Annotated in this window: 14 protein-coding genes; 13 read left to right on the top strand and 1 reads right to left on the bottom strand. The window is 63.8% G+C overall.

The features are described 5' to 3' along the window. Positions 1 to 44: 44 nt before the first annotated feature. From FJ443_RS04970 to FJ443_RS04960, 3 genes are read left to right on the top strand one after another with little or no spacing between them, the layout of a single operon-like run. Complete coding sequence (locus FJ443_RS04970; protein ID WP_140494711.1) at positions 45 to 1,157, top strand: ABC transporter substrate-binding protein; 1,113 nt, start codon at positions 45 to 47, stop codon at positions 1,155 to 1,157. A 16-nt stretch (positions 1,158 to 1,173) separates the two neighbouring features. Further along, positions 1,174 to 2,007 (top strand): ABC transporter permease, encoded by an 834-nt coding sequence (locus tag FJ443_RS04965; RefSeq protein ID WP_140517968.1) that lies wholly within the window; start codon positions 1,174 to 1,176, stop codon positions 2,005 to 2,007. Positions 2,008 to 2,010: 3 nt separating this feature from the next. Beyond that, positions 2,011 to 2,817, top strand: coding sequence for an ABC transporter permease (locus FJ443_RS04960; protein WP_140662972.1), 807 nt, complete (start codon positions 2,011 to 2,013; stop codon positions 2,815 to 2,817). 45 nt (positions 2,818 to 2,862) lie between these two features. On the opposite strand, the gene FJ443_RS04955 is transcribed toward FJ443_RS04960, so the two are convergent. Further along, positions 2,863 to 3,651, bottom strand: a complete 789-nt coding sequence (locus tag FJ443_RS04955) for a fumarylacetoacetate hydrolase family protein (RefSeq protein ID WP_140517970.1) — start codon at positions 3,649 to 3,651, stop codon at positions 2,863 to 2,865. Positions 3,652 to 3,906: 255 nt separating this feature from the next. On the opposite strand from FJ443_RS04955, the gene FJ443_RS04950 reads away from it, so the two are divergent. From FJ443_RS04950 to FJ443_RS04905, 10 genes are all read left to right on the top strand, one after another. Continuing rightward, positions 3,907 to 4,314 carry a DUF3168 domain-containing protein gene (locus tag FJ443_RS04950; RefSeq protein ID WP_140494704.1) on the top strand — a complete coding sequence of 136 codons (408 nt, stop codon included), beginning with the start codon at positions 3,907 to 3,909 and terminating at the stop codon, positions 4,312 to 4,314. A gap of 173 nt (positions 4,315 to 4,487) precedes the next feature. Beyond that, entirely contained in the window at positions 4,488 to 4,778 is a 291-nt protein-coding gene (locus tag FJ443_RS04945) for a hypothetical protein (RefSeq protein ID WP_140494702.1), read from the top strand. Between the two features lie 71 nt (positions 4,779 to 4,849). Continuing rightward, positions 4,850 to 5,515 carry a response regulator transcription factor gene (locus FJ443_RS04940; RefSeq protein ID WP_140494700.1) on the top strand — a complete coding sequence of 222 codons (666 nt, stop codon included), beginning with the start codon at positions 4,850 to 4,852 and terminating at the stop codon, positions 5,513 to 5,515. A gap of 28 nt (positions 5,516 to 5,543) precedes the next feature. Continuing rightward, positions 5,544 to 6,932, top strand: coding sequence for an ATP-binding protein (locus tag FJ443_RS04935; protein WP_281405523.1), 1,389 nt, complete (start codon positions 5,544 to 5,546; stop codon positions 6,930 to 6,932). Positions 6,933 to 7,119: 187 nt separating this feature from the next. Beyond that, positions 7,120 to 7,557 carry a hypothetical protein gene (locus FJ443_RS04930; protein ID WP_140520719.1) on the top strand — a complete coding sequence of 146 codons (438 nt, stop codon included), beginning with the start codon at positions 7,120 to 7,122 and terminating at the stop codon, positions 7,555 to 7,557. Between the two features lie 127 nt (positions 7,558 to 7,684). Further along, positions 7,685 to 8,839 carry a c-type cytochrome biogenesis protein CcmI gene (gene ccmI, locus FJ443_RS04925; protein WP_140567682.1) on the top strand — a complete coding sequence of 385 codons (1,155 nt, stop codon included), beginning with the start codon at positions 7,685 to 7,687 and terminating at the stop codon, positions 8,837 to 8,839. A gap of 14 nt (positions 8,840 to 8,853) precedes the next feature. Beyond that, complete coding sequence (gene ccmE / locus FJ443_RS04920; RefSeq protein WP_140494692.1) at positions 8,854 to 9,297, top strand: cytochrome c maturation protein CcmE; 444 nt, start codon at positions 8,854 to 8,856, stop codon at positions 9,295 to 9,297. Between the two features lie 29 nt (positions 9,298 to 9,326). After that, on the top strand, positions 9,327 to 11,318 hold the full coding sequence (locus tag FJ443_RS04915; RefSeq protein WP_140520716.1) for a heme lyase CcmF/NrfE family subunit: 1,992 nt from the start codon (positions 9,327 to 9,329) through the stop codon (positions 11,316 to 11,318). Further along, positions 11,315 to 11,782, top strand: a complete 468-nt coding sequence (locus tag FJ443_RS04910) for a cytochrome c-type biogenesis protein (RefSeq protein ID WP_140517973.1) — start codon at positions 11,315 to 11,317, stop codon at positions 11,780 to 11,782. The genes FJ443_RS04915 and FJ443_RS04910 overlap by 4 nt, the downstream gene beginning before the upstream one ends. 135 nt (positions 11,783 to 11,917) lie before the next feature. Then, positions 11,918 to 13,462: a Do family serine endopeptidase gene (locus tag FJ443_RS04905; RefSeq protein WP_140517974.1), complete on the top strand. Its 1,545-nt coding sequence runs from the start codon at positions 11,918 to 11,920 to the stop codon at positions 13,460 to 13,462. Positions 13,463 to 13,550: the final 88 nt, after the last annotated feature.

Here is a 13,550-nt window from a genome sequence, read left to right as displayed (position 1 = left end):
CACCGGATTCCGGATTCGATCAACGAAAACAAAGGGGAACTAACATGAACGATACCAAAAAACAGGCCATCGAAACGCTCTCCGAAAGGACAAGGCGCGGTGAGATCTCGCGCCGGCAATTCACGCAACTTGCAGGCCTCGTGCTTGCCGGCACGCCGCTGCTGCTGCGCTCGACCAAGTCCTTCGCCGCCGCGAAGGAACTGGTGCTGGTCAACTGGGGCGGCGACGCCATCACGGCTTACGACGCCGCCTATGGCCAGGCTTTCACCAAGGACACCGGCATCACCGTCAAGATGGATGGCTCCGGCCCGACCGAAGGGGCCATCGCGGCACAATTTAAAAGCGGTGCGCCGACCTGGGATCTTGTCGACGTCGACCCGTTCTCGGCCATCACGCTTGGCGCGCAAGGCATGCTCGAGCCGATCGACTACACAATAGTCGACAAGAAGAAGATGCGGCCGGGTTTCGGCTGGGATTACGCCGCCTCGACCTATTTCTTCTCCTATGTGATCGCCTACGATTCGCAGAAATACGGCAGCAATGCCCCGACCGGCATGGCCGATTTCTTCGACGTGAAGAAATTCCCCGGCAAGCGCTCCCTCTACAAATGGGGCGTGTCGAGCTGGGAGGCGGCTCTTCTCGCCGACGGCATCGCGCCGGCGTCGCTCTATCCGCTCGACCTCAAGCGCGCGCATGACAAGATCGCCGCGTTCAAGGAGAACGTCGTCGCCTATTGGGGCGGCGGCGCGGAAAGCCAGAGCGTGTTGCTCAACGGCGAAGCCTCGATGGCGATCGTCTGGTCGACGCGAGCCTCGCTGATAGAGCAGGATTCGGGCGGTCAGATCAAGTTCATCTGGGACCAGGGCCTGATTTCGCCCGGCGCACTGGCCGTGTTGAAGAACAACCCCGGCGGCAAGGACGCGGCGATGAAGTTCATCGCCAGCGCGCAGGACCCTGCAAAGCAGCTTGTCATGTTCGACAAGCTCGGTCAGGGCCCGGCCAACCCGGCTGCCGACGCTCTGGTTCCCGCCGACAAGAAGCGCATCAACCCGGTCGATCCCGAGAACATGAAGAAGCAGATCCCGCTCGACATGGACTGGTACGCCAAGAATTACGGGGCGGCGCTGGACGAATATACCAAGATCATCTCCGCCTGACCGGCGCTGGGCTGACATGAGAGGCGTTCTCTCGGATAGGATGGGCGCGGCGCTGCTGATGGCGCCGCTGCTCCTGTTCCTTGGCCTCGCCTATGCCTGGCCGTTCCTCGGCGTGGTGAAGTGGAGCTTCACGCTGCCGACGCCGGGGCTTGGCCAGTACGGCGCGCTGATAACCGACCCGCTGGTACAGTCGGTGTTCGTCCGCACGCTGCGCATCGCGGCGATCGTCACCGTTGTATCGGTTGCCGCTGCCTACGCCATCACCGTGGTCTGGGTGCGCGGCAGCCCGGCGCAGCGGGTGCTGGCCGAATTCTGCATCCTGGTGCCGTTCTGGATATCGGTGCTGACGCGCGCCTTCGGCTGGGTGGCGCTTCTCTCCAACCGCGGCCTGATCAACACCTGGCTGCAGTCGATCGGCTTCATTGGCGAACCGCTGACGCTGGTGCGCAACGAATTCGGCGTCATCGTCGGCATGACGCACTTCCTCATTCCTTTCGCCGTCTTTCCGCTGGCGTCTTCCATGCGCAGCCTCGACGAGCGTGTGCTGCTCGCCGCGCGCGGGCTGGGTTCCAGCCGCATGCGCACCTTCTGGACGGTGTTCGTGCCGATGACGCGCTCCGGCATCATCGGCTCCGCGCTGATCGTCTTCGTCTTCTCGCTCGGCTTCTTCGTCACGCCGGCGATCCTTGGCGGTGGCCGCAGCGTCATGATCGCCGAACTGATCTATCTCCGCATCTTCCAGAGCCCGGACTGGGGGCTGGGTGCTGCCATCAGCGTGGTGCTGGTGTTGTTCGTCGGCATCCTGATGGCGCTGCTCTTCCGCTACGTCAGACCGAAGCAATTGGTGTAGCCTATGCCGACCTATCGCCCCGGTCCCGTCTCGCTGGCCCTCGCCGTCCTGGTGGCGCTGTTCCTGCTCCTGCCGCTGCTGGCCGTGATCCCGGTCTCGCTGACGCCCAGCCGCATGCTGGCGATGCCGACGGGCGAGTTGTCGCTGCGCCACTACCGCTCGCTGGTCGAGGATCCGCGCTGGCTCCAGTCCATCCTGCTCTCGATCAGGATCGGCATCGTCAGCAGTGTCATCTCGACGGTGCTGGCACTGTGCTTCAGCCTTGGCGTGTGGATGTTCAAGCCGCGCTTCACCGCGGCTCTGGTCGGCTTCGTGCTGTTGCCGATGATGGTGCCGCCGGTGGTCTCGGCGGTGACGCTCTATTTCCTGCTCACCTCGATCTCCGGCGTCAGTTCCTTTTTCGGCTACGACACCTGGCTGGGTGTGGCCATGGCGCATTCGGTGATGACGGTGCCCTTCGCCACGGTGCTGATCCTGGTCTCCCTCAGCCAGCTTGACCGCCGTATCGACCTCGCAGCGCGTGGCCTTGGCGCCAGCGTCTGGGAGCGCGCCACGCGCATCATCATGCCCAACATCAAATTCGGCATCGTCACCGCGGCACTGCTGTCCTTCGTGCTCTCCTGGGAGGAAATCGGCGTCACGCTGTTCATCACCTCGGTCAACGCCATCACGCTGCCCAGGTTGATGTGGATGGGTCTGCGCGACAATATCGACCCGGCGATCGCGGCACTTTCAGTGATCCTGATCGTCATCACAGTGCTGGTGCTTGCAGCGCGCAGCGTTGTGGTGCGGCTGCGTGGAGGACAATGACCGGGGGCCTGTCTGCCTCAGGGGATTGTCACAGGGGTAAAACTCCTAGCAGAAGCGCACCGAGACCCGGCCGAACCTGCCCAAATCGCCGATGACTTCGTCGCCGGCCTCGACATTTATCGGCGTCACGCAGGTGCCGGTTATCACCACTTGCCCCGGCTGGAGCGTTATGCCCAGCCCCGACAGTTCGTTGACGATCCAGGTCAGCGCAACACGCGGATCGCCCAACACGGCTGCTCCTGATCCGATATGCTGCGACTTTCCAGAGACAGAAGCGGCCACCGGGTGCTTCGCGAAATCTACGTCACGCCAATCGTCTTCCGCCGCCTCGCCGATGACGAACAGATTGGCACAAGCATTGTCGGCGATGAGCTGCGGCGCGCCGACAGCGCAGAAATCGTCATAGCGGGAGTCCGGTATTTCGATCGCCGGATGCAAACTCGCCACGGCGTCCACTACATCACCGATTTCATAAGGCGCCGGGCGAGGCGGCAACTGACGGCCGAACCGGAAGGCGAATTCGATCTCGGCGACACGCATCTTGCTTGTCGCCAGGGAAACGGAGCCACCGACCTCGACCGCCTTCTCGGCGAGGAGGCGCCCGGCCATCGGGCCGTCGACGTTGATATGCCGCTGGCCGGCCAGGCTGGTTGCCGCGATCTTCCAGCCGAAGAGCGGAGCCACTGAGCGATCCATGACGTGCGACTGGATGGCGTAGCCTTCGGCCCGCGTCTTCGGCCGCAATTCCTCGGGGATGGCGTCGAGGCGGGTGCCCTTGTCCCAATGGCCTACCAGGAGGCGCGACGCGGCCCTGGCCTTTTCTGGATCGAGCATGATCAGCTCCTGAAATTAGGAAATGCGGCGCTGCCGGGCGTTGCTGATGCTTGCGGTTCGCAAAGGGTACCCGCTATTCATCGTCGCTGACGAGATTGTCGGGAAGTCGTATTTTCGAGATCATCGACATTCATCATCGTGACAACGAATCGGCAATCGTGTTCGTTCAGTAAATGGCTATATACGGCAAAGCGTCTGGAGTGCGGAAGAGCTTCTGGCAAGCAGGGTCGGTACGCACCGGGTGAGGGAGAAACGATGACGGCGCCCGGCGATTTGCAACAGGCACTGTTTCTGAGGCTAAAAAGCGATCCGTCCCTGTCGGCTCTGCTGGGCGGCGCCGGACTGCGCGAACAACCAACCGACAACGTCGCCTTTCCCTATGTGACATGCGGCCAGACCTGCGCCTTTGACTGGGACACCGGCGCCGAGAACCGCGACGATCAACTTATTACGCTGCATGTCTGGTCGAAGGCCCATGGCGAAGCCGAAACGCGCGCCATCATGGATGCCATCGAGGCGCGCCTTGCCGACGCGGTGCTGGAGGTCGGCGCTCGCGGCCAGACACGCCTGTCGCTCGAATTCAGCGAGGCGCGCTATGACGAGGAACTGCTTGTCCATCACGGCCTGCTGCGTTTTCGGGCGCTGACCCAGGAAAACGCCTGACGCGCGCTTTCAATATGAACGAAACGGAGTCTAGACTGGAACTTCATGGGTTTCATCGGGTTGGGCGGTGAAATCTCAATTTGTTTGTCTCGCATTGCAGGGGTGGCGAGCATGGTTTCAGCGGCGATCACCGTTCATTTCACGTTCAGCGCCGATGCGTTACAACGCTGGCCATGAGAACGCTTCGCTCCCATTTCCGAACCGCGACCCTGGCGCTCTGCGCCGGGCTGCTTGCGGTGCCGGCAAGCGTTGCGCCGGCAGCCGCGCAGGATGAATCGATTGTCGTGGCGGCGGCCGACTGCTACGCGATCGGCCAGCAGGTGGCCGAGCAGAATGGCGGGACGCTTGCCAAGGCCTCGCAGTCGACGCGAGGCGGGCAGCCGGTCTGCGTCATCGTCGTGCTCGTTCCGGGCAAGAACGGGCAGCGTCCGCGCCGCTCCGAGATCGTCGTCCCGCAGAACTGACCCCGTCGTTTCCCAGGCCGGCGGAATCGGCCTATAGCTGAAGCAATCGGTCAACAGGCAGTGGTCTTCGCATGCGCGTACTGGTCGTCGAGGATGACAAGGATCTCAACCGGCAGATATCGGATGCGCTGGTCGACGCCGGCTATGTCGTCGACCGGGCATATGACGGCGAGGAGGGCCATTTTCTCGGTGACACCGAGCCCTACGACGCGGTCGTGCTCGACATCGGCCTGCCGCAGATGGACGGCATCAGCGTGGTCGAGCGCTGGCGGCGCGGCGGCCGCAAGATGCCGGTGCTGATCCTGACCGCCCGCGACCGCTGGAGCGACAAGGTCTCCGGCATCGACGCCGGCGCGGACGACTATGTCACCAAGCCGTTCCACATCGAGGAAGTCCTGGCGCGGGTCAGGGCGCTGATCCGCCGCGCCGCCGGCCACGCCTCATCCGAACTGACCTGCGGGCCGCTGCGCCTCGACACCAAGGCCTCGAAGGCCGATGTCGCCGGCGTGCCGTTGAAGCTGACATCGCATGAGTTCCGCCTGCTTGCCTACCTGATGCATCACATGGGCGAGGTCGTCTCGCGGACCGAACTGGTAGAGCATCTCTACGACCAGGATTTCGACCGCGATTCCAACACGATCGAGGTGTTTGTCGGACGGCTCCGTAAGAAAATGGGCATCGACATGATCGAAACCGTGCGCGGCATGGGTTATCGCATGCGTGAGCCGGAGGCGTAAGGCGGAACCGCTCCCTACCAACCCAACCGTGAGCAAGCGGCTCTCACTGCGCTTGTGGCCGCGCTCGCTGACGTTCCGCGTCATCGCCTTTTCCACGGTCTGGGCGATCCTGACCCTCATCGTCATTTTCACGCTCATTACCACGCTCTACCGCCAGGCCAGCGAGCGCGGTTTCGACAGCCTGCTTTCTGCGCATCTGTTCAACCTGATCGGCTCCATCGGCATTTCCGACACCGGCGCGCTCACCGGCGCTCCGGATCTCGGCGACCTCCGCTTCTCGGAACCGAATTCGGGCTGGTACTGGTCCGTCGAACCCGCCTCGGAAGGGGTGCACGGCAATCTCCACTCATCGTCGATGACCAGGACGATCCCGTCGCCCGATGTGGCGGACGTTCCCTTCAACGCCAATTTCCAGCGCAGCTACGCGGCGCAAGGCATCGATGGCGAGGAGTTGGTCGTGTTCGAGAGCGAATTCGTTCTCGATGCCAAGAACCGCGCCGCCCGCTTTCGCGTCATGGGCAACAAGACCGAACTGGAACAGGAGATCGCCACCTTCCAGCGCCGCCTCCTGACCTACCTTTCCCTGTTCGGCGTCGGCATGATCGCCATCAACGCCATCGCCATCCTGCTCGGCCTGCAACCGCTGCGAAGGGTCAGGAACGCGCTCGCCATGGTGCGCGAAGGCACCGCGCAAAGACTTGACGGCCAGTTTCCAGCCGAGATTGAACCGCTTGCCAACGAAACCAATGCCTTGATCGAGAACAACCGGCGTATCGTCGAGCGCTCGCGGACTCAGGTCGGCAATCTCGCCCATTCCCTGAAGACGCCGCTGGCGGTGCTGCTCAACGAGGGGCGGGCGCTTGGTGGCGCCAAGGGGCAACTTATCGCCGAGCAGGCCGCTTCCATGCAGAAGCAGGTCGATCACTATCTCCAGCGCGCCCGCGTCGCGGCGCAGCGCGACAGCGTCGTCTACCGCACGCCGATAACGCCGTTGGTGCAGCGCATGGTCAGGGTCTTGCAGAAGCTCAATCCGCAGACCAGCATGTCGTTGTCGCTGCCGCCGATCGAGATCGTCTTTGCTGGCGAGCGCGAGGACCTCGAGGAGTTGCTCGGCAATCTGCTCGAAAACGCGATGAAATGGGCGAAGAGCGCGGTTTCGGTTTCCGTCGTTCCCGTGGGTGACAAGGACGACAACATGTTCGAGATCGCCATCGAAGACAACGGGCCGGGCATACCCGAGGAAAAAGCGCGCGAAGCGTTGAAACGCGGACGACGCCTGGACGAGACCAAGCCGGGCACGGGTCTCGGCTTGGCCATTGTCGCCGACCTCGTCAACGAGTATGGAGGCATACTGCTGCTCGAACGGTCCGGCATGGGCGGATTGAAGGCGGTAGTGCGATTGCGGAGCCTTCAGTGATGCCTTTCCCCGGCCGATCGACATTGACGGACTGGGCATGTTATGGCGGCGCACCGATTGGCTCCGTAGCCGGCCCAACGGCCAAATTTCCGACAAATATCAACATTATAGGCTCGCCGACTTCTCCGATGACGCGGCCCCCGGCGCATCCATGACAGGCTCCAGCTCAAGAAAACCGGTTGTTGGCATGAAGATTCGCGTCGCACTTGTTTCCGCATTGATGGCCGTTTCCGGCTGCACCACCTTGGGCGGCAAGGCTCCCACCATCGCTGCGACGCCGGCCTCCACGCCACCCAGCAGCGGCAAAGTCGCCACGACGATCATTTCGGCGATGGGCGGCGGCCTCATCGGCGGGTCGGTCGGCAGCGGCCTTAGCGAAGCCGAGAAGCGCAGCGCGCTGGAGGCTGAATACAAGGCGCTCGAATACACCACGAGCGGCCAGAAGGTGACGTGGAAGGGCACCCAGGCGTCCCGCTATGGCGAAGTGGTTCCGGCTCAGCCCTACCGCGTCGGCTCACAGGACTGCCGCCAGTACACGCAGACCGTCTTTACCGGCGGGGCAGGCGTCACGGCGCGTGGAACGGCTTGCCGCAACGCCGATGGCAGTTGGACGCCGCTCACCTGACAGGCTAGCCGGTCCATTTCGGACCCGGCCGGTTGATGTCGATGAAGGATATGCGGCGCGCCCGCCGTCAAAGCGTCGCAGTATGCTTGTGTTGGCAGGGCAAGGCTCTGCCGTTATTGGAAGAACCATGCTGTTCTGGGTCATAGCCGCAATCCTAACGCTGGGCGCCAGCCTGGCGGTGCTGCTGCCGCTGGCCGGTGGCGCCAGAAGCGCGTCTTCGAGCGGCGAGCACGATCTGGAAGTTTATCGCGACCAACTGTCCGAACTCGACCGCGACGCCGCCCGTGGCCTGATCAAGCCTGCCGAAGCCGATGAGGCGCGCGCCGAGATCGCCCGGCGCATCCTTCGCCTCGACAATGCGGACCAGACCGGCAGCGCATCCGTCGGACGCACATCCGTCGCGACGCGGCTTGTCGCCACCGCGGCCGTGCTGGCGGTGCCGCTGGTCAGTTGGGGCCTCTACATCAACATAGGCTCGCCCGATCTGCCCTCGCAGCCGCTCAGCGAGCGGCTGGCCAAGAATCCGGCCGACAGCTCGGTCGACGAACTTGTGGCTCGCGCCGAAGCCCATCTTGCCGCCAATCCGTCCGACGGCAGGGGATGGGACGTGCTGGCGCCGGTCTATCTGCGCATGCAGCGCTTTTCCGACGCGGTCGCCGCCTATCGCAACGCCATTCGCCTCGACGGCGACAGCGCTGTTCGCCGGGCCGGTCTCGGCGAGGCGATCGCCAGCGCGGCCGGCGGCATCGTTTCGGCGGATGCCCAGGAGGCCTTCGAGGCGGCCCTGAAACTTGACCCGGCCAATGCCAAGGCCGGCTTCTACCTGGCTATGGCCTTGGCGCAGGAGGGCCGCAGCAAGGAGGCGGCCGCGGCCTGGCAGGCGATGCTGGGCACGCTGCCGAAGGATTCGCCATGGCGCGGCGCGATCGAGCAGGCGCTGGCCAAGTCCGATAGTTCCGGCGCCGGCAATGCAGGCGTCGCTTCGAGCGAGCCGGCAAACGGACCGACCGCGGGCGATATCGATGCCGCTTCATCGATGTCGCCGCAGGACAGGGAAGCCATGATCAACACCATGGTCGCCGGGCTCGACGAGAAGCTGCGGCAGAATCCGCGCGACCCGGAAGGATGGATGCGGCTCGTTCGTTCCTACATCGTGCTGGGCAAGGCCGACCAGGCGCGCGAGGCGCTGAGCCGAGCTATTGCCGTCTTTGGAGCCGACAGTGACGAAGCCAGGAAATTCACCGCTTTTGCCGCTTCGCTCGGCCTGACGGCGACGCAATAGGGCTGGACCGGACAATGACACGCAAACAGAAACGATTGTCGGTGATCGCGGGCGGCCTGGCCTTCCTCGGCGCCGCCACCGGCCTGACATTCTATGCGCTCGGCCAGAAGGCGTCCTATTTCTACATGCCCGCCGATCTGGCCACGGCGACGGTGCAGCCGGGCCAGCGCATCAGGCTGGGCGGCCTGGTGGAAAAAGGCACGATCCAGCGCGGGCAGGGGGCGACAGTGGCGTTTTCTGTGACCGACACCCATAAATCGGTCAAGGTCACCTATACAGGCATCCTGCCTGACCTATTTCGCGAGGAGCAGGGGGTCATCACCGAGGGCACGTTCGGCCCGGATGGCGTCTTTGTGGCCGACAGCGTTCTGGCCAAGCACGACGAGCGCTACATGCCCAAGGAAGTGGCCGATGGGCTGAAGGCCAAGGGCGTTTGGCAGGAGAGCAAGAGTGAATAGGCAGGCTCGATATAGCCGGGTTGGCGATCATGGTTGAGACCGGACATTTCGCGCTGGTCCTGGCCTTCGCGCTGGCGCTGGTGCAGACGGTGGTGCCGCTGTTTGGCGCCCGCACCAACAATCAGCGCCTGATGGCGGTCGGCGCTCCTGTCGCGATCACCGGCTTTGCCCTGACGGCGCTGTCCTTCGCCGCACTGCTCAGCGCCTATGCGAGTTCCGATTTCTCGGTCGCCAGCGTCTGGGAAAATTCCCATTCGCTGCAGCCGATGATCTATAAGATCACTGGAACCTGGGGCAATCACGAAGGCTCGATGCTGCTCTGGGTGCTGATCCTGACCTTTTTCGGTGCGCTGGTCGCCGCCTTCGGCTCCAACCTGCCGGCGACGCTACGCGCCAACGTGCTTGCCGTGCAGGGTGCGATCGGCGCGACATTCTTCCTGTTTATACTGGCAACATCCAATCCCTTCGCCAGGCTTTCACCGGCGCCCATCGAAGGGCGCGATCTCAATCCCATCCTGCAGGATCTCGGCCTCGCAGTGCACCCGCCACTGCTCTATCTCGGCTATGTCGGCTTCTCGATCTGTTTCTCCTTCTCGGTAGCCGCGCTCATCGACGGACGCATCGATGCGTCCTGGGCGCGATGGGTGCGGCCGTGGACCCTGGTCGCCTGGATGTTCCTGACCGGCGGCATCGCCATGGGCTCGTACTGGGCTTATTACGAGCTCGGCTGGGGCGGCTTCTGGTTCTGGGATCCGGTCGAGAACGCCTCCTTCATGCCGTGGCTGGCGGGCACCGCGCTGCTCCATTCGGCCATCGTCATGGAAAAGCGTTCGGCACTGAAGATCTGGACGCTGCTGCTCGCCATCCTGACCTTTTCACTGTCGTTACTCGGCACCTTCCTGGTGCGTTCGGGCGTCCTGACCTCGGTGCATGCCTTCGCCACCGATCCGACGCGCGGCATCTTCATCCTGTGCATACTGACGTTGTTCATCGGTGGATCATTGACGCTGTTTGCACTGCGTGCCTCGAGGCTGACGGCCGGCGGCCTCTTTCATCCGGTTTCGCGCGAAGGCGCGCTGGTGCTGAATAATTTGTTCCTGACCACGGCCACCGCCACCGTACTCGTCGGTACGCTCTATCCGTTGGCCGTCGAGGCCCTTTCGGCCGACAAGATTTCGGTCGGCGCGCCGTTCTTCGACCTCACCTTCGGACCGCTCATGGTGCCGTTGCTGGCCATGGTTCCGTTCGGGCCGCTGCTGGCCTGGAAGCGCGGCGACGTCTTCGCCGTCGCGCAGCGCCTGATGGCAGCTTTCGCGGCGGCGCTTCTGGCAACGCTGGTCACCGCCCTGTTCATCAACGGCGCTTCGGTATTCGCAGCCCTTGGCGTGGGTCTTGCCGTCTGGCTGATCCTCGGCGCTCTCACCGACCTCGCTGTCAAGGCGGGGTTCGGCAATGTGGCTGCGAGGGTCATGGTCAGGCGCCTGCTCGGCCTGCCGCGCTCGGTCTTCGGCACAGCGCTTGCCCACCTCGGTCTTGGCCTGACCACGCTTGGCATCGTCGGCACGCTTTGCTTCGGCACCGAGAAGATCCTGTCGATGCATGCCGGGCAAACCGTCGAATTGTCCGGCCACACTCTGCGTTTCGTCGGGCTCCATCCGGCGCAGGGACCGAATTACAGCGAGGATCGCGGTCGCTTCCAACTGATCGGCGTCGGCGGCAGTCCGGTTGGCGAAATCAGCTCGGCCAAGCGCTTCTATCCGGTACGCCAGACGACGACGACGGAATCAGGCATCAGGACGATGGGCCTTTCGCAGCTTTACATTTCGCTCGGCGACGAGGGCAATGACGGATCGGTCGTGGTGCGCCTGTGGTGGAAACCGCTGGTGACGCTGATCTGGGGCGGCGGCCTGGTCATGATGGTTGGTGCGGCCATGTCGCTGATGGACAGGCGCCTGCGCGTCGGCGCACCCTCGCGCCGCCGCAAGCAGGCCGGCGCCATGAGCCCCGCGGGCCTGCCATGAAGGCGAAGTTGTCCATCGCGTCGCTCGTGATGGTGCTGGCGCTGTCCTTTGCCGGCACGGCGCTGGCGGTGAAGCCCGACGAGATGCTTGCCGATCCGACGCTGGAAGCGAGGGCGCGAGCGCTGTCGGAAGGGCTGCGCTGCATGGTCTGCCAGAACCAGTCGATCGACGAATCCGATGCCGACCTTGCCCGTGACCTGCGCGTTCTGGTGCGCCAGCGCCTGGTCGCTGGCGATACCGACAAGCAGGTGATGGACTATGTGGTTTCGCGCTACGGCGAGTTCGTGCTGCTGAAGCCGCGCTTCGACCTGCGCAACGCTCTGCTTTGGGGCACGCCGGTGATCCTGCTTTTGGCCGGCGGCCTGTTCGTCGTGATCAGCGCGAGATCGCGTCGGACACTGGCGACAAAATCCCTCTCCGCCGACGAGCGGGCGGCACTGGAGGCGATCCTGCGCCGCGATTGAGCGCAGGCGGCGATCGTTCGCCAACATTACCAAAGTTTCATGCGTCGGAAATGGCGTCGTAATGTACGCCGCTCTAATTCTCTTCCTCAGGATGCCGACAAGGCGCGTCCCTTCGAAAAGAGGATACGAGACCCCATGAATATTGCTCCCAATTCATATTCCCGCACCCGCAAGCGTCTCCTGGCTGCCGTCGCTTCCGTCGCCGTTGCCGGCGCGATCGGCGTTGGTGCGTTGACCAGCGGAACCAGCCCCGTTCTGGCCGATGCCGTGCGCGTCGAGGCGCCGCAGGTCCCCAGCTTCGCCGATGTCGTCGAGCGCGTTTCGCCCGCCGTGGTCAGCGTCAAGGTCAAGGCCAAGGTCCAGCCCACCGCCGATGACGGCTCCGACGGCCAGGACGGTTTCGACAATTTGCCCAACAATCCGCAGCTGCGCCGCTTCTTCAAGGAATTCCGCGGCTTTGGCGATCAGGGCGGCCAGAACGACGATGGCCACCGCCGGTTCGGGCATCGTGACCGCGGTAATGGCGAGCCGCGCCCGGTGGCTCAAGGGTCGGGCTTCTTCATCTCCGAGGACGGCTATCTCGTCACCAACAACCATGTCGTCGAAGAGGGCACCGCCTTCACCGTGGTGACCAATGACGGCAAGGAACTCGACGCCAAGCTGGTCGGTACCGACCCGCGCACCGACCTCGCGGTGCTCAAGGTCGAGGGTGGCGGCAAATTTACCTATGTCGACTTCGCCGACGACTCCAAGGTTCGGGTCGGCGATTGGGTCGTGGCCGTCGGCAACCCCTTCGGTCTCGGCGGCACCGTCACCGCCGGCATTGTCTCGGCGCGGGGCCGTGACATCGGCGCCGGTCCCTATGATGATTTCATCCAGATCGACGCCTCGGTCAACCGCGGCAATTCTGGCGGCCCGACCTTCAACCTCAGCGGTCAGGTGGTCGGCATCAACACCGCTATCTTCTCGCCTTCCGGCGGCAGCGTCGGCATCGCCTTCGACATTCCTGCCTCGACCGCCAAGCAGGTCGTCGAGGATCTGATGAAGAGCGGTGCCGTGCAGCGCGGCTGGCTCGGCGTCGAGATCCAGCCGGTCACATCAGATATCGCCGAATCGCTCGGCCTGAAGTCCAACAACGGCGCACTGGTATCCAGCGCACAGGACGACGGCCCCGGCAAGAAGAGCGGCATCACCGCCGGTGACGTGATCACCCAGGTCGACGGCAAGGATGTTGCTTCGCCGAAGGAGCTCGCCCGCCTGATTGGCGCCTATTCGCCGGGCAAGTCGGTTGACGTCACGGTCTGGCGCGACGGCAAGAGCCAGAGCGTCAAGGTGGAGCTCGGCAAGCTGCCTTCAAGCGACAAGCAGGCCTCGGCCGACGACAAGCCTGCGGCTCCGGCCAAGGCCGATACGCTCGCCGATCTCGGTCTGACCGTCACCAAATCCGAGAACGGCAAGGGTTTGGTGGTGACCGATGTCGATCCCGACAGCGATGCCGCCGACCGTGGCATCCAGCCGGGCGACATCATCACCGCGGTCAATTCGATGGAAGTCAACGGCACCGACGACGTCACCAAGGCCATGGACGAAGCGGTGAAATCCGGGCGCAAGGCTGTCCTGATGCAGATTACCCGCGACGACAACAACCGCTTCGTGGCGCTGCCCGTCGCCAAGGGCTGACAACGACTTTTCCAGTGCGGCGGTTTCAAACACCCCCGAGCCGCCGCACGGGAAGTATGGAGCCGAGCACGTTAGTCAGTCATCGTGC

Origin of the sequence: Mesorhizobium sp. B2-6-1, from assembly GCF_006440475.1 — a bacterium.
GTDB lineage: Bacteria > Pseudomonadota > Alphaproteobacteria > Rhizobiales > Rhizobiaceae > Mesorhizobium.
Note: the sequence above shows the minus strand (reverse complement) of the source record. Positions and strands in the feature narration are given on the sequence as shown.

Coding starts and splice junctions, on each gene's coding strand:
- FJ443_RS04960 (WP_140662972.1), top strand. CDS start 2,011: ATGCCGACCTATCGCCCCGGTCCCGTCTCGCTGGCCCTCGCCGTCCTG.
- FJ443_RS04950 (WP_140494704.1), top strand. CDS start 3,907: ATGACGGCGCCCGGCGATTTGCAACAGGCACTGTTTCTGAGGCTAAAA.
- FJ443_RS04905 (WP_140517974.1), top strand. CDS start 11,918: ATGAATATTGCTCCCAATTCATATTCCCGCACCCGCAAGCGTCTCCTG.
- FJ443_RS04970 (WP_140494711.1), top strand. CDS start 45: ATGAACGATACCAAAAAACAGGCCATCGAAACGCTCTCCGAAAGGACA.
- FJ443_RS04955 (WP_140517970.1), bottom strand. CDS start 3,651: ATGCTCGATCCAGAAAAGGCCAGGGCCGCGTCGCGCCTCCTGGTAGGC.
- FJ443_RS04945 (WP_140494702.1), top strand. CDS start 4,488: ATGAGAACGCTTCGCTCCCATTTCCGAACCGCGACCCTGGCGCTCTGC.
- FJ443_RS04910 (WP_140517973.1), top strand. CDS start 11,315: ATGAAGGCGAAGTTGTCCATCGCGTCGCTCGTGATGGTGCTGGCGCTG.
- FJ443_RS04930 (WP_140520719.1), top strand. CDS start 7,120: ATGAAGATTCGCGTCGCACTTGTTTCCGCATTGATGGCCGTTTCCGGC.
- FJ443_RS04965 (WP_140517968.1), top strand. CDS start 1,174: ATGAGAGGCGTTCTCTCGGATAGGATGGGCGCGGCGCTGCTGATGGCG.
- FJ443_RS04915 (WP_140520716.1), top strand. CDS start 9,327: ATGGTTGAGACCGGACATTTCGCGCTGGTCCTGGCCTTCGCGCTGGCG.
- ccmI (WP_140567682.1), top strand. CDS start 7,685: ATGCTGTTCTGGGTCATAGCCGCAATCCTAACGCTGGGCGCCAGCCTG.
- ccmE (WP_140494692.1), top strand. CDS start 8,854: ATGACACGCAAACAGAAACGATTGTCGGTGATCGCGGGCGGCCTGGCC.
- FJ443_RS04940 (WP_140494700.1), top strand. CDS start 4,850: ATGCGCGTACTGGTCGTCGAGGATGACAAGGATCTCAACCGGCAGATA.